The following is a 25,280-nucleotide window of genomic DNA, read 5'->3' on the forward strand; positions in this document are numbered from 1 at the left end:
GGCGTCAGTTCCTGCGATTGGCGATGAAGTGGGCGGTTTCGACGAGGATTCCGGCCCGATGGCTGAACGGCGCAAGAAGCGCCTCGGCCTCCTTCACAAGCGCCTGGAGGCGGTCTTCCGCCCAGGCCTGGCCGCGGCGCGCCACCAGCGTCGCCTTGCCGCGCTCCGCATCCTTGCCCGTCGCCTTGCCCAGCGTGGCGGCGTCGGCGGTGAGATCGAGCAGGTCGTCGGCGATCTGGAACGCCAGGCCGACGGTTTCGCCGTAGCGGCGCAGCGTCGCGCGGTCGGCAGGCGACGCGTCGGCGATGATGGCGCCGGCCTCGCAGGCAAAGCGCAGCAGCGCACCCGTTTTCATCGCCTGCAATGTGACGATACCAGCCTCGTCCGGCGCCGTCTTCTCGGCATCGAGATCGAGCGCCTGGCCGCCGGCCATGCCGCCGATGCCCGCCGCGCGCGAAAGCGCCAGCACGAGCGCCGTTTTCGTGGCGTCTGGCAGCCGCGTTTCGGGCGAAGCGACGATATCGAAGGCGAGCGTCAGAAGGCTGTCGCCGGCAAGGATTGCCGCGGCCTCGTCGAAGGCGATGTGCACGGTCGGCTGGCCGCGGCGCAGGTCGTCGTCGTCCATGGCCGGAAGGTCGTCATGCACCAAAGAATAGCAGTGGATGCACTCCAGCGCGGCACCGATGCGCACCGCCGTTTCGCGCTCCACCCCGTCGAACAGCGCGGCCGCCTCGATGACGAGGAACGGGCGCAGGCGCTTGCCGCCGTTCAGCACGCCGTGGCGCATGGCGGCGAGAAGCCGCGCCGGGCGTGCGATCTCGCCCGGCTGCACATCCGCAGAGAGCAGCGTGGCCAGGACGGTCTCCACCGCCTCGCCGTTGCTCTTCAAGAGGGACAGAAATTCCTGATGACGCTCGCTCATGGCCGCTCTTTGGCATGGCCCCCCGGCCGAAGCAACGGGAAGGACGGGATGGCGACAAAGAATCGCGGCACAGTGCTGGTTTTTGGCACGCCGGAACGGTATGAAGTCGCAACACTGGAAGGACGGGCGCCGGCACTTGGACATCGTACCTGAGACGCGGGAAGACACGATCGAAGGAAAGGCTGAGCCCGATGCCAGGGATGGCTGGATGACCTGCCTGCGCAAGAACTGGCGTCGCCTCTGTCTGGCGCTCCTGGCGTTCGTCGCGCTGCCCTATGTGCTGATCGTGCTCTATACTGCGGAGTTCGTCCGCCCGATCTCCACCCTCATGCTGCGCGATGTCGTGCTGCTGCGCGGCTACGACCGGCAATGGGTGGATTTCGAGGACATCTCGCCCAATGTCGTGCGCGCCGTGATGATGTCGGAGGACGGGCAGTACTGCCGTCATGCCGGCGTCGACTGGGGCGCCATGCGCGAGGTCGTCAACGAGGCGCTGGCCGGCGAGCAGACGCGCGGGGCCAGCACCATCCCCATGCAGACCGCCAAGAACCTCTTCCTGTGGAACGGCCGCTCCTTCGTGCGCAAGGCGATGGAGGTGCCGCTCGCCGTGGTCGCCGACTTCGTCTGGAGCAAGCGCCGCCTGATGGAAATCTACCTCAACGTCGCCGAATGGGGGCCGGGCATCTACGGCATCGAGGCGGCGGCACAGTATCATTTCAACGTTTCCGCCGCCAAGCTTTCGCGCCGCCAGGCGGCATTGCTGGCGGTCTCGCTGCCCAATCCCTATACCCGCAATGCCGGCAAACCCGGCCCGGGCCTGCAGAGCCTGGCGCGGCTGATCGACCGGCGGGCGGGCCGCTCGGGCGATTACATCAAATGCCTTTATGACTGACGTCACGGCTTTTCATTGGCGCGGGCGCCCGTGAGCGCGTAACCATGCGGCCTCTCACACGGAGCCCATGCCATGTCCGACCTCATCCTCTATATCGGCAACAAGAACTATTCGTCCTGGTCGCTGCGGCCATGGATCGCCATGGAAGCGGCCGGCGTGCCGTTCACCGATGAGGTGATCCCCTTCGATTTCCCGGCGGGCAATCCGAAGTTCAAGGCGATCTCGCCGACGGGGCGCGTGCCGGTGCTGCATCACGGCGATGTGCGCGTGTGGGAATCGCTCGCCATCATCGAATATGTCGCCGAGCTGTTTCCCGATAAAGGCATCTGGCCGAAGGATGCGGGCGCCCGCGCCGAGGCCCGCGCGATTTCGATGGAGATGCTGTCCGGCTTCCGCGCGCTGCGCAATGCCTGCCCGATGAACATTCGCCGCGAACCCCGCGCCATAGCACTTCCCGACGGTGTGACGGACGACGTCGCGCGCATCGAGACGATCTGGAAGGAGGCGCTGGCGCGCTCCGGCGGCCCCTTCCTGTTCGGCGCCTTCTCGGCGGCGGATGCGATGTACGCGCCGGTGGTCAACCGCTTCGAAACCTACCGTCTCACGCAGGATGACACTGTGCTCGCCTATATCGCCCGCGTGAAGGCGCATCCGGCATGGCAGAAGTGGCAGGCGGCCGCGTTGGCCGAACCGTGGATCGTGCCGGAGGACGAGGCCTAGGCGACGGAATCGAAAAAAACCGCGCGGGGACTGGTCAAGCAGGGTTTTGCTGTGTATAAGCCGGCCCAATTTCCGAGATAACGACATGTTCTTGTCAGCCATTCGGTGGCGCGAGGATGTGTTTGCCTGATAAGTGGAGTTAGTCAAATGGCTGTACCGAAAAGAAAAGTGAGCCCGTCCAAGCGCGGTATGCGCCGTTCCGCAGACGCTCTGAAGGGCTCGACCTACGTCGAAGACAAGAATTCGGGCGAACTGCGCCGTCCGCACCACATCGACCTGAAGACCGGCATGTACCGCGGTCGCCAGGTTCTGACGCCGAAGGAAAGCGCGTAATCCGCGTTTCCAGCGTCAGCTGAGATCAGGGGCCGGGCGACCGGCCCTTTTCTTTTGCCGGCATTTTTGGCCGATCCGCCCCATTCCGGCACGCCGCCGTTTCCTTGCGGGCGATCTTCGGCTAAGAGGGCCCGGACGCCGCCATGACGCGCGGCCACCGGGAGTTTGCCGATGTTGCTGGCCATACCGCTGCTGATCCTGCCCTTCGCGCTCTACAATCTCGCCATGACCGGCCTGTTCGGCACCGGCGGCAATGCCGTGCTCGACAGCGAGGTCCTATCCGTCAACATGCTCTCGGGCGCGACGTGGACGCTCGCCTTCGGCGACCTCATCATCCTCATCGCACTGGCGCTGCTGTTCGTGGAAATCCTGAAGGCCACGCGGCCGGGCTCGCGCGCACTGCTCGATCACATGCTGTCGATGGTGCTGTTCGTCGTCGCGCTCGTCGAGTTCCTGCTGGTGCAGGGCGCGGCGACGCAGATCTTCTTCATCCTGATGACCATCATCTTCATCGATGTCGTCGCCGGTTTCGCGGTCTCGATCCGCACGGCGAGCCGCGATCTCTCGATCGGGCTTTGACGGCGCGGGTCAGACCCGCGCCATTCTCCCGGCGTCAGCCGAGATTGTCGAGCTTCGTCTGGAGCGCGCGCAGCTGCTCCTTCAGCTCGTCGATGTCCTTGGCCTCGGCCTTGCGCGTCTCCTTGGGCGGAGCGGCATTGGCAAAGGGCGAGAACATCTTCATCGCCTGCTGGAACATCTCGGTGTTGCGCCGCACCGTCTCCTCGACGAGCGCCATGGGCACCTGAAGATTCTTGCCGAGCGGGGTATCGCCGAAGGTCTTGTTGATCTGCTCGCGCATCTGCACCTGCTGGTCCGTGAAGGCCTGCATGGAATGTTCGAGATAGCTCGGCACGACCATCTGCATCTGGTCGCCGTAGTAGGAGATCAGCTGACGAAGGAAGGAGATCGGCAGGAGCGTATTGCCCGTCTTCGATTCCTGCTCGAAAATGATCTGCGTCAGCACCGAATGGGTGATGTCGTCACCCGATTTGGCGTCCTGCACGGTGAAGTCCTCGCCCTTCTTCACCATGACCGCGAGATCGTCGAGCGTCACATAGGTGCTCGTGCCCGTGTTGTAGAGCCGGCGGTTCGCATATTTCTTGATGACGATCTGACCGTCGTTTCTGGCCATTAGGGTCTCCTCATACCCGTCTTCCCATTTTCTTTTTGGTCGTTTCGAGTATCGGCAAAAACACCCCGCCTGACAATCGAATTGTGCGATGCGGCGAGGAATGCTGCGCAACATGAATTTTCATGCTGCATGGCGCGCCGATGAAATTTTAGCGAGGCCGGATATCGGGTTTGACTCTCCCCCTCCGCTTTGCCAGTTTTGACGTCGGGAGAACCGCCGGGCCTGCGTCGTTTGCACGCTGGAGCCTGGTTCCAAGGCCGCAAGCCCGGCCGCAGAACTGAGGAAGAACATACCATGAGCACCTCGTCCATCGTCATCGCCAGTGCCGCCCGTACAGCCGTCGGCGCCTTCAACGGCGCCTTCGCCAACACGCCCGCCCACGAACTCGGGGCCGCGGCGATCTCGGCGGTGCTGGAACGCGCGGGCGTGGAGGCCGGCGAGGTGAACGAAGTGATTCTCGGCCAGGTCCTGCCGGCCGGCGAAGGCCAGAACCCGGCCCGCCAGGCCGCCATGAAGGCCGGCATTCCGCAGGAGGCGACCGCCTGGGGCCTGAACCAGCTCTGCGGTTCGGGCCTGCGGGCCGTTGCCCTCGGCATGCAGCAGATCGCAACCGGCGACGCCGACATCATCGTGGCCGGCGGCATGGAATCCATGTCCATGGCGCCGCATTGCGCGCATCTGCGCGGCGGCGTGAAGATGGGCGACTTCAAGATGATCGACACGATGATCAAGGACGGCCTGACCGACGCCTTCTACGGCTACCACATGGGCATCACCGCGGAGAATATCGCCCGGCAGTGGCAGCTGTCGCGCGACGAGCAGGATGCCTTCGCGGTCGCCTCGCAGAACAAGGCCGAGGCCGCCCAGACGCAAGGCCGCTTCAAGGACGAGATCGTTCCCTTCATCGTCAAGGGCCGCAAGGGCGACGTGACCGTCGATGCCGACGAATATATCCGCCATGGCGCCACGCTCGATTCCATGGCGAAGCTGCGTCCGGCCTTCGACAAGGAAGGCACGGTGACCGCCGGCAACGCCTCCGGCCTCAATGACGGCGCGGCCGCCACACTCCTGATGAGCGAGGCGGAAGCCGCGCGCCGCGGCATCGAGCCGCTTGCCCGCATCGTGTCCTGGGCGACGGCCGGCGTCGACCCGAAGATCATGGGCACCGGCCCCATCCCGGCCTCGCGCAAGGCCCTGGAGCGCGCGGGCTGGTCGATCGGCGACATCGACCTCGTGGAGGCCAACGAAGCCTTCGCAGCGCAGGCCTGCGCGGTCAACAAGGACCTCGGCTGGGATCCTTCGATCGTCAACGTCAACGGCGGCGCCATCGCCATCGGCCACCCGATCGGCGCATCGGGCGCCCGCATCCTCAACACGCTGCTCTTCGAAATGAAGCGCCGCGGCGCGTCCAAGGGCCTTGCCACGCTCTGCATCGGCGGCGGCATGGGCGTGGCGATGTGCGTCGAGCGCCTGTAAGCGCCGGCTTGCACGCTGCTTTGCCATGACCCGCCGCCAGCGGGGCGTCGGGTCTCACTGAAAAAAACACAAGGGGAGTGAGCCAAATGAGCAGGGTAGCACTGGTAACGGGCGGATCGCGGGGCATCGGCGCAGCCATTTCGGTGGCGCTGAAGGCAGCCGGATACAGGGTGGCTGCCAACTATGCCGGCAATGACGAGGCTGCCGAAGCGTTCAAGGCCGAGACCGGGATTGCGGTCTACAAGTGGGACGTATCGAGCTACGAGGCCTGCGTGGAGGGCATCGGCAGGGTGGAGGCGGATCTCGGCCCGGTCGACGTTCTCGTCAACAATGCCGGCATCACGCGCGACGCGATGTTTCACAAGATGACGCCGGAGCAATGGGGTGCGGTGATCGGCACCAACCTCACCGGCCTCTTCAACATGACGCATCCGATCTGGTCGGGCATGCGCGACCGCAATTTCGGCCGCGTCATCAACATTTCCTCGATCAACGGCCAGAAGGGCCAGATGGGCCAGGCGAACTATTCGGCCGCCAAGGCCGGCGATCTCGGCTTCACCAAGGCGCTGGCGCAGGAGGGGGCCGCCAAGGGCATCACCGTCAACGCCATCTGCCCCGGCTATATCGGCACCGAGATGGTGCGCGCCATTCCCGAGAAGGTGCTGAACGAGCGGATCATTCCGCTGATCCCCGTCGGGCGCCTTGGCGAACCCGAGGAGATCGCCCGCGTCGTCGTCTTCCTCGCTTCCGACGATGCCGGCTTCATCACCGGCTCGACCATCTCGGCCAATGGCGGGCAGTTCTTCGTCTGACGCCGACACCCCATGCCACGGAACACGGCGCCTTGCGGCGCCGTTCTCCATGGCGCGACAGAGAGGAAGGGCCCATGAAACAGGAAAAGCTCGACGAAGCCGCCATCACCGAGGCGCTCGCCACCGTGGACGGCTGGTCCCGTTCGAACGACGGCATCGCCATCGAGAAGACCTTCCGGTTCAAGTCCTTCCGCGAGGCCTTCGGCTTCATGACCGAGGGCGCGCTCGCCGCGGAGAAGTTCAACCATCACCCCGAATGGTTCAACGTCTATAACCGCGTCGACGTGCGACTGACCAACCACGATGCGGGCGGCCTGACCGCGCTCGACTTCAAGCTGGCGACGGCGATGGACGGCGCGGCGGTCCTGCGCACGAAGAGTTGAAGCGACGTGACTGCATTCCCATATGAGGAACGCCGGGCGAAACCGGCATCGCCACCTGAAGGAGGCCGTGCATGGATGATGTGAAGATCGGCGAGATTCTTCTGCCGGGAGACGAAGCCGAACAGGAGCGTCAGCGCGACCGCGTGAAGAAGCGGTTCTGGCCGGTTCTCAAGCGCGCCGTGCGGCAGATCCCGTTTTCGCGCGACCTCATCGCCTCCTATTATTGCGCGCTCGATCCTCGCACGCCGCTGCGCGTCCGCGGCACGCTGCTCGGCGCTCTCGCCTATTTCGTGATGCCCATCGACGTCGTTCCCGACTTCCTGGCGGTGGTGGGTTTCACCGATGACATCGCCGTCCTGACGGCCGCGTTTGCCGCCGTCCGCGGCCATGTGCGCGACGATCACTATGTCGCCGCCGACAAGGCGCTTGCGGACGAACCGGACCTGCAACCGACGCGATAGGCCGCCTGCCGCAGGGCTGCCGCGATCGGGGACAAATTCTTGCCCTATTCCTTGTGCCTTTAAGGGTTCGACGGGTTCTATCTCACCAAATTGGGACTGGGAACGCCCGCCTTTCTTCCAGAAGGCAGCGGCGCGGTTCGACGCAATCATGTCCCGGTGCGGCGCGGATGGCCTTCGTAAAATGCGTGCATGTTGACGGTTTGGTAACCTGAATTAAGTCAAAATAAATCAAATCGTCACCATGCATGGCCGACACCGGCAGGACAGGCATCGCCTTCGGCCGCAACCACTGGCAAGACAACCGGCAGGAAAACATGTTTGTAAGAAAGCTCGCAACCGCACTCGCCCTCGTTCTCGCGACCGCAGGCGTTGCCTCGGCGCAGTCGCCGACGCGCATTCAGCAGTTCAATGCCTGGGGTGCCTATTCCTACCAGGCCAATGGCGGCAAGGTGTGCTACGTCCTCTCCGTTCCCAAGGAGAAGAACCCGGCCGGCGTCGACCACGGCGACATCTTCTTCCTCGTCTCGCAGCGCCCGGGCCAGAACATCTCCTACGAGCCGCAGGCCATGATGGGCTATCCGCTGAAGGAAGGCTCCAAGGTCAACGTCAACATCGACGGCCGCAACTTCGTGATGTTCGTCAAGGGCAACTCTGCCTGGGTCGAGAACGCCGCCGAAGAACCGGCCCTGGTCAACGCCATGCGCAGCGGCCGCGACATGAAGGTGCAGGCGACCTCGCGCCGCGGCACCGGCACCAACTATTCCTATTCGCTCTCGGGCATTTCGGCGGCGCTGAAGCAGATCGAAACCTGCCGCTGAGCGCGCTCGTCCAATCCACGCAAAGGCCGGCGTCACGCCGGCCTTTGTCGTTTCAGGCGGTGCCGGACCGGTTGGACGCGAAACGGAAAGCCATCAGCGCGAGCGCAGCCAGGAGAAGCGCCGCCGCCACGCCGAAGGTGACGTGAAGGCCGGTCGCGACGGCGGCGCCGCCGGCATTGGCCACATCCTTGGTTCCGACCGCCAGCGTGAAGATCGCGCCCATCAGCGATGCCCCGGTGATCAGGCCGAGATTGCGCGACAGGTTCAGGAGCGCTGACGTGACGCCGCGTTCGCCCTCGGGCACGCCGGACATGACGGCCGCATTGTTCGCCGCCTGGAAAAGCTGGTAGCCGGGCGTCAGCACGACGATGGCCGCGATATAGCCGGCAAGGCCGAACAGGCCGGCCAGCACGGGCAGTGCACCCGCACCGGCCGCCATGGCGGCAAGCCCGGCAAGCGTCATCCTGACGGCACCGAAGCGATCGGCCATGCGCCCCGCCACGACCCCGGTCAGCACGGAGACCACAGGGCCAGTCGCCAGGACGAAGCCGACATGGGCGGGGCCGAGGCCGAGCGTGCGCGACAGGTAGAAGGGCCCGACGACCAGCGTGACCATGATGACCGTCGCCACCTGCATGCTGGCGACGAGGCTGGCCGCAAAGCCCGGGCGGCGAAACGCCGCGGGGCGGATGAGCGGGAAAGCCGCCCGGCGCTGCCGGATGACGAAGAGCGCCGCCGCCACCGCCGCGGCGGCAAGCAGGCCGGTGTTCCAGGCGTCGATGCCGCCCGCACCCACCGTCATCGCCAGCGCATAGGCGCCGAGTGCTGCGGCGAGCAGCGCGGCGCCGACCAGATCGAAGCGGCCCGCACCTTTCGCCACCCGCCCGGCGGGCACGAAGCGCCACACGAGGGCGAAGGCCAGGATGCCGAAGGGGACCGCGACGAGGAAGATCGACGGCCAGCCGAAGGTCGCGATCAGCAGGCCGCCGAGCGACGGACCGAGCGCCGTGCCGACGGCGGATGTCGTGCCGAACAGCCCCATGACGCTGCCGATACGCTCCTGCGGCACCGTTTCGCTGACAAAGGCCATGGCAAGCGCCATCATCGCGGCAGCCCCGGCCCCCTGGAACGCGCGGGCGACGATCAGCACCGCGAGCGACGGTGCGGCGGCGGCCAGCAGCGAGGCGACGGAAAAGAGCGCAAGCCCGCCGAGCAGCAGGAGACGCCGGCCGAAGAGATCGCCGAGACGCCCGATCCCCGCGATCAGCACGGTGCTGGCGAGCAGATAGGCCAGCACGACCCACTGGACCTGCTGGAAGCTGGCGGAAAAGACGTGGCCAAGCGTCGGCAGGGCGACATTGGCGATGCTGGTGCCGAGCGACGAAAGCAGAATGGCGAGCGACAGGCCCGCCAGCGCGCCCATCCGGCCCGATCGATCTTTTGCGATGACGTGCATATGGTCCATGGTCTGATCCTCTGTTTGCGCAGAGAGATAAGACTGTGCGAAATATGGCGGAAGACGCAGCATTTGCACTTAATTCATGCGTCTGACGCCATGTCATCGTCTCGCAGCCGTGCTAGGATGGCCCGCATGGCCAGACCCGACCTCAACCTCCTCGTGACGCTCGACGTGCTGCTTGCCGAAGGCAATGTCGCGCGGGCCGCCCAACGGCTGAGGCTCAGCCCCTCCGCCATGAGCCGGGCGCTGGCGCGGCTGCGCGACGTCACCGGCGACCCGCTGCTGGTGCGTGCCGGGCGCGGACTGGTGCCCACACCGCGTGCGCTGGAACTGCGCGGGCTGGTGGGCCCAGTGGTGGAGGACGCCGAAGCGCTGCTGCGCCCGGCGCGCAGCCTCGATCTCAAAACGCTGGAGCGCACCTTCACGCTGCGCAACCGCGAGGGCTTCGTGGAGACGTTCGGCCCCGCACTCGTCGCCCGCATCGCCAGCGAGGCGCCGCGCGTCGTGCTGCGCTTCGTGGCGAAACCCGACAAGGAAAGCACGCCACTGCGCGACGGCACGGTGGATCTCGAAACCGGCGTGATCGGCGACACGACGGGGCCGGAGGTGCGCGCGCAGGCGCTGTTTCGCGACCGCTTCATCGGCATCGTGCGCGCGGGCCATCCGCTGCTCGACGGCCCGCTGGATGCGGCGCGCTATGCCGGGGGCGACCATATCCTCGTCTCGCGCGGGCGCCGCGAGCGCGGACCTGTCGACGAGGCGCTGGAACGGATGGGCTTGAAGCGCCGCATCGCCGTGACCGTCGCGAGCTTTTCCGAGGCCGCGGCGCTTGCCCGCAGCTCCGACCTCATCGCGCAGGTCTCCGACCGTGCGACGGCTGCCTTCCGCGACGGCGTCGCGAGTTTCGCGCTGCCGGTGGACCTGCCGGACTTCACGGTTTCCATGCTGTGGCATCCGCGCATGGATGCCGACCCGGCGCACCGCTGGCTGCGCACCTGCTTCCGCGAGGTGTGCACGGGCAAGACTGGTGACTTTCCGCCGGAACAGTGCTAAAGGGCGCGCAACTGGGCCGCAAACCGCATCACCACGCGCTGTTTGGCCCGTCGTAACTTCTGTCGAGCATGGACCGCTTGTGGCGCAAAAGCCTGCGCCGGGGCAGCCTGTTCCTGGGGAATGACCCGATGGCAAGCATGGATTTTCTCAATACGGCCGAGCCGGTGAAGGCACCCGTCGTCCGCAACATCCCGGCCGCCGAAAAGCCGACGCTGATCGGTCTTTCTCGCGAGGACATGGGCCGCGCGCTGGTCGAAAAGGGTGTCAACGAGCGTCAGGTGAAGATGCGCGTCAGCCAGCTCTGGCACTGGCTCTATGTGCGCGGCGTCTCCGATTTCGACGACATGACCAATGTCTCCAAGGACATGCGCGAAATGCTGAAGACGCATTTCACCATCGCACGCCCGGAAATCGTCGACGAGCAGATCTCCAGCGACGGCACCCGCAAGTGGCTGCTGCGCTTTCCCGCGCGCGGCGCCGGCCGCCCGGTGGAGATCGAGACCGTCTATATTCCCGAGGAAGGCCGCGGGACGCTGTGCATTTCCAGCCAGGTCGGCTGCACGCTCACCTGCTCCTTCTGTCACACCGGCACGCAGAAGCTGGTGCGCAACCTGACGGCGGAGGAAATCCTCTCCCAGCTCCTGCTGGCGCGCGACCGGCTGGGCGACTTCCCGGACCGCGACACGCCGGCCGGCGCGATCGTGCCCGCCGAAGGCCGCAAGGTCTCCAACATCGTCATGATGGGAATGGGCGAGCCGCTCTACAATTTCGAGAACGTCAAGACTGCCCTGCTGATCGCAACCGATGGCGACGGCCTGTCGCTCTCCAAGCGCCGCGTCACGCTGTCGACATCGGGCATCGTGCCGGAAATCTACCGCACCGGTTCGGAAATCGGCGTCATGCTGGCGATCTCGCTGCATGCCGTGCGCGACGAACTGCGCGACATGCTGGTGCCGATCAACAAGAAATATCCGCTGAAGGAACTGCTCGACGCCTGCCGCGCCTATCCGAGCCTGTCGAACGCCCGCCGCATCACCTTCGAATATGTGATGCTGAAGGACGTGAACGACAGCCTGGAAGATGCCAAGCTGCTCATCCAGCTCTTGAAGGGCATTCCGGCCAAGATCAACCTCATTCCGTTCAATCCCTGGCCGGGCACGAATTACCAGTGTTCGGACTGGGAGCAGATCGAGCGCTTTGCCGATTTCATCAACCAGGCCGGCTATGCCTCGCCGATCCGCACGCCGCGCGGCCGCGATATCCTCGCCGCCTGCGGCCAGCTGAAATCGGAATCCGAGCGCATGCGCAAGGTCGAGCGCATGGCCTTCGAGGCCATGATGATCGTCGGCCACGGCGAGGACGACTGAGGCCTTCGCCTCGGCCATTGCAGGACATTTGAGGTGAGGACCGGCTGTCAGCCGGCCTGCGCGGGCGTGCCCAGTGCCTTCTCGATGGCCGGGAACAGGCCTTCCTTCAGGCTCCTGTCGTCGAACGGACCGACCCGCTTGTAGAGGATCGTGCCGTCAGGGCCGACGAGATAGCTTTCCGGGATGCCGTAGACGCCCCAGTCGATCGCCATCTTGCCGACGGGATCGAGACCAATGGCCGAGAAGGGATTGCCGAGCTCGCCGAGGAAGCCGAGCGCACCCTCCGCGCGATCCTTGTAATTGACGCCGACGACGTTGAGCCGCGGGTCCTGCGAGAGGGCGAGAATGATCGGGTGTTCCTGCCGGCAGGGCACGCACCAGGAGGCCCAGAAATTCACCAGCGTCAGCTTGCCCTTGCCGGTTTCGGTGGTGAGCGCCGGCACCGGCGCGCCGTTCCTGATGGCGCCGGCCAGCGGCTCCAGATCACGGTAGGGCGCCTTGGTGCCGATGAGCGCCGAGGGGATTTCGGATGTGCTGCGGCCGGAGGTGAGCTGCGTCCAGAAGATCAGCGCGAGGCCGACGAAGATGGCGAGCGGCAGGGCGGCCAGGATGACGCGCATGCGCTTGCCGCCGGCTCCCGCATTGCCTTCGGTCTCGCTCATCCCGCATTCTCCTGGCGCGCGGAGCGGCGGCGGATGCCGGCGGCTTCGAGGCGCGCAAGCTCGCGGTGGCGCGCGCGATGGTCGAGCCAGACCCACAGCACGAGGCCGAAGACGACGGCGAAGGCGGCGATATAGGACGCCGTGACGTAGAAGGCGTGGCTCATGCGGCCTCTCCGGCGGAACGGGCGGCATGGCGGCGCAGCACGGCGATGCGGCGGCGCAGGATCTCGTTGCGCATGGCAAGGATATGCAGCGTGAAGAACAGCATGGTGAAGGCGACGGCCATGATCAGCAGCGGCCACAGGAAGGCCGGGTCGATGGTCGGGCCATCCATGCGCATCACGCTGGCCGGCTGGTGCAGCGTGTTCCACCATTCGACCGAGAACTTGATGATCGGGATGTTGACGAAGCCGACCAGAATGAGGATGGCGCTGGCCTTGGCGGCGCGCGTCGGGTCGTCCATGGCGCGGTTGAGCGCGATGAGGCCGAGATACATCAGGAACAGCACGAAGACGGAGGTGAGCCGCGCATCCCACACCCACCAGGTGCCCCACATCGGCTTGCCCCACAGCGAACCGGTGATGAGGGCGACGAGGGTGAAGCCGGCGCCGAGCGGGGCTGCGGCCTTGGCCGAGACATCGGCCAGCGGGTGGCGCCAGACCAGCGTGCCGAGCGCCGACAGCGCCATGACCGTGTAGCACATCATCGACAGCCAGGCGGCCGGCACATGCACATACATGATGCGCACGGTCTGGCCCTGCTGATAATCGTCCACCGATGCGAAGGAGAGGTAGAGCCCGACGGCGAACAGACAGACCGTCAGCGCGGCAAGCCACGGCCAGACGATGGCGACCAGCGCCAGGAACCGCGTCGGGTTGGCAAGGTCGCTGAATTTTCGGATGGCAAGGCTCGGTTCGCTCATGATGGTTCTTTAACGCGTCAGCCCCGTCTCTTCAATTGATCTGCCGCAATCACATTCCTGTCAATTCGGCCTGTCAATTCGGCCCGTCAATCGCTGGACAGGCGAAGTGCGGCCGCCGCCGCTACGGGGCCGATCACCGCGAAGAACAGGTTGAGCGCCACGAGGATGAGGAAGGGCGGCAGGAAGGGGGCGGGATCCTGGATCGCCGCATAGACGGCGGAGACGCCGAAGATCAGCACGGGAATGGCGAGCGGCAGCACCAGGATGGAGACGAGAAGCCCGCCGCGCGGCAAGGCAACGGCGATGCCGGCCCCGGCCGCGCCGATGAAGGTGATCGCCGGCGTGCCGACCAGAAGCGTCAGCGTCGTCGCGCCGATCGCCACCTCGTCCATGTTCATGAAGAGGCCGAGCAGCGGCGAGGCGATGACGAGCGGCAGGCCGGTCGCCAGCCAGTGCGCCAGGCACTTGATGAAGACGGTGAGCACCAGCGGCGTCTCCTGCATCAACAGAAGATCGAGCGAACCGTCCTCGCGCTCCGCCTGGAACAGCCGGTCGAGCCCGAGCAGCGAGGCGAGCAGCGCGCCGATCCAGAGAATGGCGGGTCCGATGCGCGCGAGAAGGTTGAGGTCCGGCCCCACGCCGAAGGGAATGACGGCAACGACCGTCATGAAGAACAGCACGCCGATCAGCGCCCCGCCGCCGGCACGCATGGAGAGTTTGAGGTCGCGGGCGAGGAGGGCGATCATGCGGGAACCTTGGTGAACAGCAGCGGTGGCGCCTGTTCGCCTCCCTCATCCGACCCTTCGGGCCACCTTCTCCCCGGTGGGGAGAAGGAAACAGGAAACGTTTGCGATTTTCCCCTTCTCCCCACCGGGGAGAAGGGGCCGGCAGGCGGATGAGGGGGGATAGTGGCATATGCAGGCGTCATCACCACACCGTCTCCGCCACGCCCGTAAACCCCGTCATCCGCAGCTCCCTCACCCCGTCGAGCCCGAGCGGCTGGTGCGTTGCGGCGATCGCAATGCCGCCGCGCGACAGATGGGCCGTCACCAGCCCGGCGAACATGCTTTCGGCCGCCACGTCCAGCGCAGCCGTCGGCTCGTCGAGGATCCAGACCGGGCGCCAGGCGACGAGCAGCTTGGCCATCGCCATGCGGCGCTGCTGGCCGGCGGAAAGAGTGCCGAAGGGCAGATGCACGATGCCGCCAAGTCCCACCCTGTCGGCCGCCTCATCGACGGACAGGCCCGCGCCGCCGGCGAAATCCCCGAGGAAGGCTTTCCAGAAGGTGAGGTTCTCGTCGACGGTCAGTTCGCGCTTCATGGCGTTGCGGTGGCCGAGATAGTGGGCGGCCTCTGCGAGACGCTCCACCGGTTGCGCTGCAGCAAGAAGCCGCGCCGTGCCGGCCTCGGCGGCCAGCAATCCGGCCAGCACGCGCAGCAGCGTCGACTTGCCCGAGCCGTTCGCACCCGTGACGATGAGCGCTTCGCCGCCGGCGATCTCAAAGGAAATATCCCGGAAAATCAGGTCTTCGCCGCGCCTGGCGCTCAATCCTTCGGCGACGAGCCGCATGGTGCTTCACTTTCCCTTTACGACCCGGGTCGCAATGCAAAAAATTGTGCCGTTTTACCGTTCGGCGCTCTGGATCGTTCCTTAGAAATTATCTATAACGCCCGCAACACGCCAGCGGTCGGCGTGAATATCATCCAAGCGCCGAACACGGGAATGATTTCCGCGTACGGACAGCGGAAATGACCGCACCCGCATCCCATTCGCGCGTCACACGCGCACGGGCGTTCGTACGTCAGATTTCTGGCGCCAGACGAGACGGGGTATCAAGTGTCCAAATCCCTAGACAGTTTCAATTGTCGTTCGGTCCTCACGGTCAACGGCAAAGACTACGTATATTACAGCCTGCCCAAGGCTGAAGCGAACGGCCTCGCCGGCATCTCCAAGCTGCCCTACTCCATGAAGGTGCTCTTGGAAAACCTGCTGCGCTTCGAGGACGGCCGCTCGGTCACCAAGGAGCAGATCCTCTCCGTCGTCGAATGGCTCAAGAACAAGGGCACCGTCGAAAACGAGATCGCCTATCGCCCGGCGCGCGTTCTGATGCAGGACTTCACCGGCGTTCCCGCCGTCGTCGACCTTGCCGCCATGCGCGACGCGATGGTTTCGCTCGGCGGTGATCCGGAAAAGATCAACCCGCTCGTTCCCGTCGACCTCGTCATCGACCACTCCGTCATCGTCGACGAATTCGGCACGCCGACCGCCTTTGCCCGCAACGTCGAGCTCGAATACGAGCGCAACGGCGAGCGCTACCGCTTCCTCAAGTGGGGCCAGCAGGCCTTCAAGAACTTCCGCGTCGTTCCTCCGGGCACGGGTATCTGTCACCAGGTCAATCTGGAATATCTGGGCCAGACGGTCTGGACCAAGGAAGAAGACGGCGAGACCATCGCCTACCCGGATACCTGCGTGGGCACCGACAGCCACACGACCATGATCAACGGCCTCGGCGTCCTGGGCTGGGGCGTGGGCGGCATCGAAGCCGAAGCCGCCATGCTCGGCCAGCCGGTCTCCATGCTGCTGCCCGAGGTCATCGGCTTCAAGCTGACCGGCAAGCTCAAGGAAGGCGTCACCGCGACCGACCTCGTGCTGATGGTCGTGCAGATGCTGCGCAAGAAGGGCGTGGTCTCCAAGTTCGTCGAATTCTTCGGCCCCGGCCTCGACAACATGACGCTGGCCGACCGCGCGACGATCGGCAATATGGGCCCGGAATACGGCGCGACCTGCGGCTTCTTCCCGGTCGACGGCGAAACCGTCAACTACCTCACCATGTCCGGCCGCGAAGAGCAGCGCATCGCACTCGTCGAAGCCTATTCGAAGGCCCAGGGCATGTGGCGTGACGGCGACGGCGCCGACCTCGTCTTCACCGATACGCTCGAACTCGACCTCGGCGACGTCGTTCCGGCCATGGCCGGCCCGAAGCGTCCGGAAGGCCGCATCCCGCTCGAGAACATCGCATCGGGCTTCGCCACGGCACTTGAGAACGACTACAAGAAGCCCGGCCAGCTCTCCACCCGCTACGCGGTCGAAGGCACCGACTACGATCTCGGCCATGGCGACGTCGCCATCGCGGCCATCACGTCGTGCACCAACACGTCCAACCCCTCGGTCCTCATCGCCGCCGGCCTACTCGCCCGCAACGCCGTCGCCAAGGGCCTGAAGACCAAGCCATGGGTCAAGACGTCGCTGGCGCCGGGATCGCAGGTGGTGGGCGAATACCTCGCCAAGTCCGGCCTCCAGGCCGATCTCGACAAGCTCGGCTTCAACCTCGTCGGCTTCGGCTGCACGACCTGCATCGGCAATTCCGGCCCGCTACCGGCGCCGATCTCCAAGACGATCAACGACAAGGGCCTGATCGCCGCCGGCGTTCTCTCCGGCAACCGCAACTTCGAAGGCCGCATCTCGCCGGACGTGCAGGCGAACTACCTCGCCTCCCCGCCGCTCGTCGTGGCCTACGCCCTTGCCGGCACGGTCCAGAAGGACCTGACGACGGAACCGCTCGGTGAAGACCAGAACGGCAACCCCGTCTACCTCAAGGACATCTGGCCGACCTCGCAGGAAATCCAGGAATTCATCCTGAAATACGTCACCCGCGCGCTCTATGCCGCGAAGTACGCCGACGTCTTCAAGGGCGACGCCAACTGGCAGGCCGTTCAGGTGCCGGATGGACAGACCTATGCATGGGACGACCAGTCGACCTATGTGCAGAACCCGCCCTACTTCGTGGGCATGGGCAAGACCGGCTCGGGCCTGAAGGACATCAAGGGCGCCCGCGTCCTGGGTCTCTTCGGCGACAAGATCACGACCGACCACATCTCGCCGGCCGGTTCGATCAAGGCGGCCTCGCCGGCCGGCGCCTATCTTACGGGCAACGGCGTCGCGGTCGCGGACTTCAACCAGTACGGCACGCGCCGCGGCAACCATGAAGTCATGATGCGCGGCACCTTCGCCAATATCCGCATCCGCAACCACATGCTCGGCCCGAACGGCAAGGAAGGTGGCTACACCATCCATTACCCGACGAAGGAAGAGCTTTCGATCTACGATGCGGCCATGAAGTACAAGGCCGAGGGCGTTCCGCTCGTCATCTTCGCCGGCGTCGAATACGGCAACGGCTCGTCGCGCGACTGGGCGGCAAAGGGCACCAACCTGCTCGGCGTCAAGGCCGTGATCGCCCAGTCCTTCGAGCGCATCCACCGCTCGAACCTCGTCGGCATGGGCGTCGTGCCCTTCGTCTTCGAGGAAGGCACGACCTGGGCTTCGCTCGACCTCAAGGGCGACGAGATCGTCACGATCGAGGGCCTGGAAGGCGACATCAAGCCGCGCGAGAAGAAGATCGCCAAGATCACCTACTCCGACGGCACGGTGAAGGACGTACCGCTGCTTTGCCGCATCGATACGCTCGACGAGGTCATGTACATGAACAACGGCGGCATCCTGCAGACCGTTCTTCGCGACCTCGCCGCCTGAACGATCCGGCGTGAAAGACACGATGCCGGGGCTTTTGCCCCGGCATTTTCCGTTTTCGGGGTGCGTTTCGCCGTTCCGAACGCAAAATCGGTTCATGTTTGCCGGATTTGGCCCCCGAAAATCTCACTCCATCGTGACTTCCTGTTGAAGCCGCAACGGCGTATGACGGGCTCGAAAAGGCCGGCCCATGCCGGCTCTCCATTGGGAATGATCATGCCGAGACCGCATCTTCCGGAATGTCTGGCGATCCTGCTGACGCTCGCTGCCGGCGCTGCCCATGCGCAGGAGGCCGTCGTGCCCAAGGGTGTGGTCGAACTCTTCACCAGCCAGGGCTGCTCGTCCTGTCCGCCCGCCGACAAGGCGCTGGAAACCCTGGTGCGCGAGGGCGAGGTCGTGGCGCTTGCCTATCACGTCGATTACTGGAACTATCTCGGCTGGGCCGATACGCTCGCCTCCAAGGACAACACCGACCGGCAATATGCCTATGCCCGCATGTTCGGCCGCAACGGCGTCTACACGCCCCAGGCCGTGCTGAACGGCCGCGAGCACATCAACGGCGCCAATATTTCCGGCATCCGCGACCGCATCGGCGCGCTCTCCACCGAAGGCAAGGGCCTGAAGGTTCCGGTCGACGTGGCCGTGGCGAACGACGAGCTGCGCATCCGCGTCGGCGCCGGCGAAGGCAAGGCCAATATCGTCATCGCCTATTTCGAGCGCGAACGGACGATCAACATCGACAAGGGCGAAAACCGCGGCAAGACGGTCAACTACTGGCATGCCGTGACCTCGATGGAAACGATCGGCATGTGGGAAGGTAAGGAAACCAATCTCGTGCTTCCCGCCGACATGCTGAAGAAGAAAAAGAAGGCCGGCGGCTGCGCCGTGCTGGTCCAGCGCATGAAGACGGCGGACACGCCCGGCGCCATTCTGGGCGCCACCGTGCTGACGGGCGAAAAGGCTTCGCGATAGGCGTGGAGGGAGGTCCGGCCCGGCTTCCTCGAGGGGCTGGGGCTTGAGGGTTCGAAGAGAGACGGACCGGACCTGGACGAAGCTGCCGGCAACGGAATACAAGGCAGCTCCGAGTGACGCACTCCCTGAAACCTGCTTTGTGCACAAGGCAGCAGGCCGGCGGGAGCGGACAGCGGGACTGTCGTCTCAAATTTGGGCGTCTGTTTGTCTGAAATGCGGCGGGACCGCTTTTTTGCGAAATCGCAAGTCTCGGCGCTTCGGCTTGCATTTCAAGGCCACTCAGGCAAACTGTCACCGTGCCGTCATACAGCAGGTACGGAGATTCGATGACAGATCAGCCGGATTTGCAGGCGTCCAACGTCGTGGTCGACCTCAGGGAATACCGCAGCAGCAAGGATCCGCTGCCGGTCACCTTCGATCGCAGGGAGCTCGACGCAATCCTCTGGGTCTATGGCCGCATGGTCGGCGAGGGCGCCTGGCGCGATTACGCGATCGACCATATGCGCGACCGGGCGGTGTTTTCCATCTTCAAGCGCTCCGGCGAAATGCCGCTCTACCGCATCGAGAAGGACCCCAAGCTCGCCGCCAAGCAGGGGGCCTACAGCGTCATCAACCAGCACGGCACGATCCTGAAGCGCGGCCACGAGTTGAAGCAGGTGCTCAAGGTCTTCGACAAGGTGCTGCGTCTCGTCGAGACGTAACCGCCGTATTGTTCCGGCAGGCACCCCCCTCTGCCCTGCCGGGCATCTCCCCTACAAGGGGGAGATCGGATCGTGGAAACGCTTCGCCCAACGCAAACGTTGCGGATCGGGAAACCTTCGCGCCCAGCCAATCTCCCTCCTTGTGGGCAGGGCTATCGCATATGGAATTCGACTTTACCGTTTCCCCTTCTCCCCCGCGGGGAGAAGGTGGCCCGAAGGGTCGGATGAGGGGGTGGCTCCGAACAATCAATGCAATTTCTTGCGCCTGCGATCTCCCCCTCATCCGCCTGCCGGCACCTTCTCCCCGCCGGGGAGAAGGGGAAACGGCAACGGTTTCCCGCCATATGCGATAACCCTGCCCTTGTGGGGGAGATGCCTGGCAGGGCAGAGGGGGTGCCGTCTACGCCATCGTCCCCGGATAGGTCGCCGAAGACGGCTCGGTTTCAGCACCGTCGCCCAGCGCGCGCTGCATGAACACCGTATCCAGCCAGCGGCCGTGCTTGAAGCCCGTCGCCTTCATGTGGCCGCTGTGCGCAAAACCTGCGGCGGCGTGAACGGCGATGGAGGCGGGATGCGCCCCGCCGATGACGGCCACCATCTGACGGAAGCCGAGCGCCGTGCACCGGCGGATGAGCTCCGCCAGAAGCGCGCGGCCCACACCCTTGCCGCGTGCCTCCGGCGCCAGATAGACGGAATCCTCGACAAGCCAGCGATAGGCCGGGCGCGTACGGAAGGCGGAGGCATAGGCATAGCCCAGAATGAGGCCGGTCTGCTCCACCGCCACGATATAGGGATAGCCCTTGCCGGTGATCGCCGCAAAGCGCGCCGCCATCTCGTCGGGCGACGGCGGATCGATCTCGTAGCTCGCCACGCCGTTCAGCACGGATTCGCGGTAGATCTCGGTGAAGGCGGCGATGTCGCCGGAAACGGCGGTGCGGATGATGAAGTTCATGGGCGCCGGCAGCTGTTGAACGGTTCGATGCCTTTTGCGTCCGCGCCGGGCAGAAATCAAGACGAAGTCGGGGGTGAGGTTAACCCTCACCACCGAACCGGTTCATTGCTTTATGGCTCCGCCGCGGGCGATCAGGCGCCGTAGACGATGAGGAGGTCCTTGGCGTCGATCTGGTCACCGGCCTTGACGAGCACCTCGGAGATCGTGCCGTCCTTCTCGGCATGCAGCGCCGTTTCCATTTTCATCGCCTCGATGGAGAGCAGCACGTCGCCGGCCTTGACGGCCTGGCCGGCCGAAACGGAGACCGTCGAGATGACGCCCGGCATCGGCGCGCCGAGATGGGCGGCATTGCCGTTGTCGGCCTTGCGGCGTACGGCGGACGAGGCGGCGCGGTTGCGGTCCGGCACCTTGATGAGGCGCGGCTGGCCGTTCAGCTCGAAGAACACCTTGACCATGCCCTGCGCATCCGGCTCGCTCGTCGCCTGGTGCAGGATGACGAGCGACTTGCCCTTCTCGATCTCCGGCTGGAGTTCCTCGCCGGCCGAAAGGCCGTAGAAGTAGGCCGGCGTCGGCAGCACGCTGACGGGGCCGTACAGGTCGGCGGCCAGCGCATAGTCGGTGAAGACCTTCGGATACATCAGGTAGGAGGCGAATTCGAAATCGTCGACCTTGCGCTCCAGCTTCTCCTCGATCGCCGTACGCTCGGCATCGAGATCGGCCGGCGGCAGGAGCGAACCGGGCACCTCGGTATAGGCCGCCTCGCCCTTCAGCGCCTTCTTCTGCAGGCCTTCCGGCCAGCCGCCCGGAGGCTGGCCGAGATCGCCGCGCAGCATCGAGACGACCGATTCCGGGAAGGCGATGTCCTTGGCCGGGTTCTCGACATCGGCAACGGTCAGATCCTGGCTGACCATCATCAGCGCCATGTCGCCCACCACCTTGGAGGACGGCGTGACCTTGACGATATCGCCGAACATCTGGTTGGCGTCGGCATAGGCCTGGGCGACCTTGTGCCACTTGGTCTCAAGGCCGAGCGAACGGGCCTGTTCCTTGAGGTTGGTGAACTGGCCGCCCGGCATTTCATGCAGGTAGACTTCGGAGGCCGGCCCCTTGAGGTCGCTTTCGAAGGCGGCGTACTGGAAGCGCACGGCCTCCCAGTAGAAGGAGATGCGGCGGATCCATTCGGGATCGAGGCCCGGATCGCGCTCCGACCCCTTCAGCGCCTCGACGATGGAGCCGAGGCAGGGCTGCGAGGTGTTGCCGGAGAGCGCGTCCATCGCCGCATCGACCACATCGACGCCGGATTCGACGGCCGCCAGCACCGTGGCGGCCGCAATGCCCGACGTATCGTGCGTGTGGAAATGGATCGGCAGGTCGGTCGCCTCGCGCAGCGCCTTGAACAGCACGCGCGCGGCCGCGGGCTTCAGGAGACCCGCCATGTCCTTGACTGCGATCATGTGCGCGCCGGCCTTTTCCAGCTCGGCGGCAAGGGCGGTGTAGTATTTCAGGTCGTATTTCGGGCGCGCCGAATTGAGGAGATCGCCGGTGTAGCAGATCGCCGCCTCGCAGATGCGGTTCTCTTCGACGACCGCATCCATCGAGACGCGCATGTTGTCGACCCAGTTCAGGCAGTCGAACACGCGGAACACGTCGATGCCGCCCTTCGCCGCCTGGCGCACGAAGTACTTCACGACATTGTCCGGGTAATTCTTGTAGCCCACGCCGTTGGCGCCGCGCAGCAGCATCTGCAACAGCAGGTTCGGCGCATCCTCGCGGATGCGGGCAAGACGGTCCCACGGGTCTTCCGTCAGGAAGCGCATGGAGACGTCGAAGGTCGCCCCGCCCCAGCATTCCAGCGAGAAGAGCTGCGGCAGCGCGCGCGCATAGGTGCCGGCGACGCGGGCGATATCATGGGTGCGCATGCGGGTGGCGAGCAGCGACTGGTGGCCGTCGCGCATCGTCGTGTCCGTCATGAGCACGCGCTTTTCGCCGCGCACCCATTCGGCGAACTTCTTCGGGCCGAGTTCGTCGAGCTTCTGCTTGGTGCCGGCGACGATGTCGCCCTCGATGAAGGGCACGACGGGCTTCGCGGCATCCGCCGGCGGCTTCGGCCGGCCCTTCGCCTCGGGATGCCCGTTGACCGTGACATCGGCGAGATAGGTGAGCAGCTTGGTGGCGCGGTCCTGGCGCTTCACCTGCTGGAACAGCTCCGGCGTCGTGTCGATGAAGCGGGTCGTATAGGTGTTGTTGCGGAAGGCCTCGTGGCTGATGATCGCCTCGAGGAAGGTGAGGTTGGTCGCAACCCCGCGGATGCGGAACTCGCGCAGCGCGCGGTCCATCCGGTCGATGGCCTCCACCGGGTTCGGCGCCCAGGCCGTGACCTTCACGAGCAGCGGATCGTAGAAGCGGGTGATGACCGCACCCGGATAGGCCGTGCCGCCGTCGAGGCGGATGCCGAAGCCCGACGCCGAGCGGTAGCCGGTGATGCGGCCATAGTCCGGAATGAAGTTGTGCTCGGGGTCCTCGGTGGTGATGCGGCACTGCAGCGCGTGGCCGTTGAGGCGGATGTCCGCCTGCGCGGGAACGCCGGATGCCGGCGTGCCGATCGCCTCGCCGTCGAGGATGTGGATCTGCGCCTTGACGATGTCGATGCCGGTCACGACCTCCGTGACGGTGTGCTCGACCTGGATGCGCGGATTGACCTCGATGAAGTAGAATTTGCCGCTGTCGGCATCCATCAGATACTCGACCGTGCCGGCGCCGATATAGTTCGTCGCCCGGGCGATCTTCAGCGAATAGTCGGCCAGCTCCTGGCGCTGCGCCTCCGAAAGATAGGGAGCGGGCGCGCGCTCCACGACCTTCTGGTTACGGCGCTGGATGGAGCAGTCGCGCTCGAAGAGATGCACGACATTGCCATGCGTATCGCCGAGGATCTGGCTTTCGACATGGCGCGCGCGTTCGACGAGCTTTTCAAGATAGACCTCGTCCTTGCCGAAGGCGGCCTTGGCCTCGCGCTTGGCTTCGCGGACCTCGCGGATCAGGTCCTTGGGATCGCGGATGGCGCGCATGCCGCGCCCGCCGCCGCCCCAGGACGCCTTGAGCATGACGGGATAGCCGATCTCCTCGGCGAGGCGGTGGATCTCCGCATCGTCATCCGGCAGCGGATCGGTGGCGGGCACGACCGGCACGCCGACGGAAATGGCGAGATTGCGCGCGGCGACCTTGTTGCCGAGCTGGCGCATGGTGGCCGGGCGCGGGCCGATGAAGGTGATGCCGGCGGCATCGCAGGCATCGACGAATTCCGGGCTTTCCGACAGAAGGCCGTAGCCGGGATGAATGGCGTCGGCGCCGGAAAGCTTGGCGACGCGGATCACCTCCTCGATCGACAGATAGCTCTCGATCGGGCCGAGATCGCGTGCCAGATGCGGTCCCCGGCCGATCTGGTAGCTCTCGTCCGCCTTGAAACGGTGCAGCGCGAGCTTGTCCTCTTCCGCCCAGATCGCCACCGTTTTTATGCCGAGCTCATTGGCTGCGCGGAACACGCGGATGGCGATTTCGGAACGGTTGGCGACAAGAATCTTGGAAATGGGCAAGTCGGACTCCTCAATGACTTGAAAGCGGGAATTGCTGCACCCGCGAAGAGAATTATTAGCGGCTAATTTGCAAAGTGCAATTTCGGACTCGTCATGAGACGCAAGATTTGCGTCTCATGAAACGAGCCCCAGCCGGAACGCGATCGCGATGGCATGGTGCCGGTTGCGCGCGCCGAGCTTCTCCTGGATGCCGTTCATGTACCAGTCGACCGTATGGCTGGAAATGCCCAGTTCCCGACCGATCTCGGGCGAGGTCATGCCCGCGCCCAGCAGCATCAGCGCCTCCATCTCGCGACGCGTCAGGTCCACGTCGACGACTGCGGAGGAGCGCGCCGCCATCTCCGGATCGATCTCGTGGATCAGCTTCCAGTAGAGGCGCCGGGCGATGCCGTCGAACAGGCTCATCTCGATGCTTTCGAGATCCACCGGCCGCCCGCCCAGGCTGAGGCTGCCCAAGAGGCCGCGCCGGCCGTGAACCGGGAAGATATAGCCGTCCTCCAACCCGTTCTGGCGGGCATCCACCATCATGCGCTCCATGCGCTTGCGGTCGGGACTGGTGCGATAGACATCGAGCGTGTCGCGCCAGCGGAACCCTTCCCGCGCGTGGCCGAGATAGCGGACGGTCGGATCGACCTGCATGTAGCGCTTGCGCACATAGGTCTCGGGCCAGCCCTTCGGCCAGCGGCCGGCCAGAAGCAGCGCGTCGGGCGTGTCCACCGGAAGCGGCACGCGGACGACGGCGTAATAGTCGAAACCATAGAATTCGAGCAGGCGCTGGAACTCGGACGTCGTCTCCGCGTGGCCGCGCATCTCCTCAAGCAGTGCAAGAAACTGCACCAGCAAATTGACTTTCATATACCCCGCGCCCGGAAGCGCCCGCTCAAATTCGAGGAAATGTCCGACCGGTGCCCCGGGTCAGTCATGTCCCATTCATGTTGCCCCACATACAATTGGCAGGATCGAGCGATGAAAATCAATCGGATAAGGACGACACGCCATGCAAAAGAAAGCCATCGTGCACGTTTCAAGTTGCATCATGAGATTCTCACACGCGTGAAGAACTTCT

General features: G+C 65.1%; 25 protein-coding genes. 14 read left to right on the forward strand and 11 right to left on the reverse strand.

Features of this window, described 5'->3' with window-relative positions:
• Window positions 1-4: 4 nt before the first annotated feature.
• Window positions 5-922 (reverse strand): polyprenyl synthetase family protein, encoded by a 918-nt coding sequence (locus B5M41_RS11500; protein ID WP_134648264.1) that lies wholly within the window; start codon window positions 920-922, stop codon window positions 5-7.
• Between the two features lie 136 nt (window positions 923-1,058).
• Between B5M41_RS11500 and mtgA the strand changes: the two genes are divergently transcribed.
• The 4 genes from mtgA to B5M41_RS11520 all read left to right on the forward strand — a co-directional run bounded on the left by mtgA (window position 1,059) and on the right by B5M41_RS11520 (window position 3,446).
• Window positions 1,059-1,814, forward strand: a complete 756-nt coding sequence (gene mtgA, locus B5M41_RS11505) for a monofunctional biosynthetic peptidoglycan transglycosylase (protein WP_209020862.1) — start codon at window positions 1,059-1,061, stop codon at window positions 1,812-1,814.
• A gap of 72 nt (window positions 1,815-1,886) precedes the next feature.
• Entirely contained in the window at window positions 1,887-2,534 is a 648-nt protein-coding gene (locus tag B5M41_RS11510; RefSeq protein ID WP_134648266.1) for a glutathione S-transferase family protein, read from the forward strand.
• 147 nt (window positions 2,535-2,681) lie between these two features.
• Window positions 2,682-2,867: a 50S ribosomal protein L32 gene (rpmF, locus tag B5M41_RS11515; RefSeq protein WP_134648268.1), complete on the forward strand. Its 186-nt coding sequence runs from the start codon at window positions 2,682-2,684 to the stop codon at window positions 2,865-2,867.
• 171 nt (window positions 2,868-3,038) lie between these two features.
• On the forward strand, window positions 3,039-3,446 hold the full coding sequence (locus tag B5M41_RS11520) for a hypothetical protein (protein ID WP_134648270.1): 408 nt from the start codon (window positions 3,039-3,041) through the stop codon (window positions 3,444-3,446).
• Window positions 3,447-3,480: 34 nt separating this feature from the next.
• On the opposite strand, the gene phaR is transcribed toward B5M41_RS11520, so the two are convergent.
• Window positions 3,481-4,059, reverse strand: a complete 579-nt coding sequence (gene phaR, locus B5M41_RS11525; protein ID WP_134648272.1) for a polyhydroxyalkanoate synthesis repressor PhaR — start codon at window positions 4,057-4,059, stop codon at window positions 3,481-3,483.
• Window positions 4,060-4,353: 294 nt separating this feature from the next.
• On the opposite strand from phaR, the gene B5M41_RS11530 reads away from it, so the two are divergent.
• The 5 genes from B5M41_RS11530 (at window position 4,354) to B5M41_RS11550 (ending at window position 8,009) form a co-directional block, all read left to right on the forward strand.
• Window positions 4,354-5,535 carry an acetyl-CoA C-acetyltransferase gene (locus tag B5M41_RS11530; RefSeq protein ID WP_134648274.1) on the forward strand — a complete coding sequence of 394 codons (1,182 nt, stop codon included), beginning with the start codon at window positions 4,354-4,356 and terminating at the stop codon, window positions 5,533-5,535.
• A gap of 86 nt (window positions 5,536-5,621) precedes the next feature.
• The gene (gene phbB, locus B5M41_RS11535; protein WP_134648276.1) at window positions 5,622-6,347 is read left to right on the forward strand and encodes a beta-ketoacyl-ACP reductase; all 726 of its coding nucleotides are present in this window, start codon (window positions 5,622-5,624) and stop codon (window positions 6,345-6,347) included.
• Between the two features lie 74 nt (window positions 6,348-6,421).
• Complete coding sequence (locus B5M41_RS11540) at window positions 6,422-6,730, forward strand: 4a-hydroxytetrahydrobiopterin dehydratase (RefSeq protein ID WP_134648278.1); 309 nt, start codon at window positions 6,422-6,424, stop codon at window positions 6,728-6,730.
• 71 nt (window positions 6,731-6,801) lie between these two features.
• Window positions 6,802-7,191, forward strand: coding sequence for a YkvA family protein (locus B5M41_RS11545; protein ID WP_134648280.1), 390 nt, complete (start codon window positions 6,802-6,804; stop codon window positions 7,189-7,191).
• Between the two features lie 314 nt (window positions 7,192-7,505).
• Complete coding sequence (locus B5M41_RS11550) at window positions 7,506-8,009, forward strand: invasion associated locus B family protein (RefSeq protein ID WP_134648282.1); 504 nt, start codon at window positions 7,506-7,508, stop codon at window positions 8,007-8,009.
• Between the two features lie 52 nt (window positions 8,010-8,061).
• Here B5M41_RS11550 and B5M41_RS11555 read toward each other — a convergent pair whose 3' ends face one another.
• Window positions 8,062-9,474 (reverse strand): MFS transporter, encoded by a 1,413-nt coding sequence (locus B5M41_RS11555; RefSeq protein ID WP_230640059.1) that lies wholly within the window; start codon window positions 9,472-9,474, stop codon window positions 8,062-8,064.
• A 126-nt stretch (window positions 9,475-9,600) separates the two neighbouring features.
• Between B5M41_RS11555 and B5M41_RS11560 the strand changes: the two genes are divergently transcribed.
• Together B5M41_RS11560 and rlmN are read left to right on the forward strand one after the other, a co-directional pair.
• Entirely contained in the window at window positions 9,601-10,521 is a 921-nt protein-coding gene (locus B5M41_RS11560; RefSeq protein ID WP_134648286.1) for a LysR family transcriptional regulator, read from the forward strand.
• Window positions 10,522-10,658: 137 nt separating this feature from the next.
• Window positions 10,659-11,888: a dual-specificity RNA methyltransferase RlmN gene (rlmN, locus tag B5M41_RS11565; RefSeq protein WP_461675930.1), complete on the forward strand. Its 1,230-nt coding sequence runs from the start codon at window positions 10,659-10,661 to the stop codon at window positions 11,886-11,888.
• A 47-nt stretch (window positions 11,889-11,935) separates the two neighbouring features.
• Here rlmN and B5M41_RS11570 read toward each other — a convergent pair whose 3' ends face one another.
• From B5M41_RS11570 to ccmA, 5 genes are all read right to left on the reverse strand, one after another.
• Window positions 11,936-12,550 carry a DsbE family thiol:disulfide interchange protein gene (locus B5M41_RS11570; protein WP_134648290.1) on the reverse strand — a complete coding sequence of 205 codons (615 nt, stop codon included), beginning with the start codon at window positions 12,548-12,550 and terminating at the stop codon, window positions 11,936-11,938.
• Window positions 12,547-12,714 (reverse strand): heme exporter protein CcmD, encoded by a 168-nt coding sequence (gene ccmD / locus B5M41_RS11575; RefSeq protein WP_134648292.1) that lies wholly within the window; start codon window positions 12,712-12,714, stop codon window positions 12,547-12,549. Before ccmD ends, B5M41_RS11570 begins: the two co-directional genes overlap by 4 nt.
• The gene (locus B5M41_RS11580) at window positions 12,711-13,472 is read right to left on the reverse strand and encodes a heme ABC transporter permease (protein WP_134648294.1); all 762 of its coding nucleotides are present in this window, start codon (window positions 13,470-13,472) and stop codon (window positions 12,711-12,713) included. Before B5M41_RS11580 ends, ccmD begins: the two co-directional genes overlap by 4 nt.
• Window positions 13,473-13,558: 86 nt before the next feature.
• Entirely contained in the window at window positions 13,559-14,218 is a 660-nt protein-coding gene (gene ccmB / locus B5M41_RS11585; protein ID WP_134648296.1) for a heme exporter protein CcmB, read from the reverse strand.
• Between the two features lie 181 nt (window positions 14,219-14,399).
• Window positions 14,400-15,041, reverse strand: coding sequence for a heme ABC exporter ATP-binding protein CcmA (gene ccmA / locus B5M41_RS11590; protein WP_134648298.1), 642 nt, complete (start codon window positions 15,039-15,041; stop codon window positions 14,400-14,402).
• Between the two features lie 267 nt (window positions 15,042-15,308).
• Here ccmA and acnA point away from each other — a divergent pair, with 267 nt between their 5' ends.
• From acnA to B5M41_RS11605, 3 genes are all read left to right on the forward strand, one after another.
• Complete coding sequence (gene acnA, locus B5M41_RS11595; RefSeq protein ID WP_134648300.1) at window positions 15,309-18,002, forward strand: aconitate hydratase AcnA; 2,694 nt, start codon at window positions 15,309-15,311, stop codon at window positions 18,000-18,002.
• Between the two features lie 210 nt (window positions 18,003-18,212).
• Window positions 18,213-18,971: a DUF1223 domain-containing protein gene (locus B5M41_RS11600; protein ID WP_413713168.1), complete on the forward strand. Its 759-nt coding sequence runs from the start codon at window positions 18,213-18,215 to the stop codon at window positions 18,969-18,971.
• 326 nt (window positions 18,972-19,297) lie between these two features.
• A complete protein-coding gene (locus B5M41_RS11605; protein ID WP_134648304.1) occupies window positions 19,298-19,672 on the forward strand; it encodes a DUF2794 domain-containing protein in 375 nt (124 codons plus the stop codon).
• Between the two features lie 400 nt (window positions 19,673-20,072).
• Here the strand turns inward: B5M41_RS11605 and B5M41_RS11610 are convergent, their stop codons facing one another.
• From B5M41_RS11610 to B5M41_RS11620, 3 genes are all read right to left on the reverse strand, one after another.
• The gene (locus tag B5M41_RS11610; RefSeq protein WP_134648306.1) at window positions 20,073-20,624 is read right to left on the reverse strand and encodes a GNAT family N-acetyltransferase; all 552 of its coding nucleotides are present in this window, start codon (window positions 20,622-20,624) and stop codon (window positions 20,073-20,075) included.
• 131 nt (window positions 20,625-20,755) lie between these two features.
• Window positions 20,756-24,214: a pyruvate carboxylase gene (gene pyc, locus B5M41_RS11615; RefSeq protein WP_134648308.1), complete on the reverse strand. Its 3,459-nt coding sequence runs from the start codon at window positions 24,212-24,214 to the stop codon at window positions 20,756-20,758.
• A gap of 114 nt (window positions 24,215-24,328) precedes the next feature.
• Window positions 24,329-25,069 (reverse strand): helix-turn-helix transcriptional regulator, encoded by a 741-nt coding sequence (locus B5M41_RS11620; protein WP_134648310.1) that lies wholly within the window; start codon window positions 25,067-25,069, stop codon window positions 24,329-24,331.
• Window positions 25,070-25,280: the final 211 nt, after the last annotated feature.

This window comes from Shinella sumterensis (assembly GCF_004514425.2).
GTDB lineage: Bacteria > Pseudomonadota > Alphaproteobacteria > Rhizobiales > Rhizobiaceae > Shinella > Shinella sumterensis.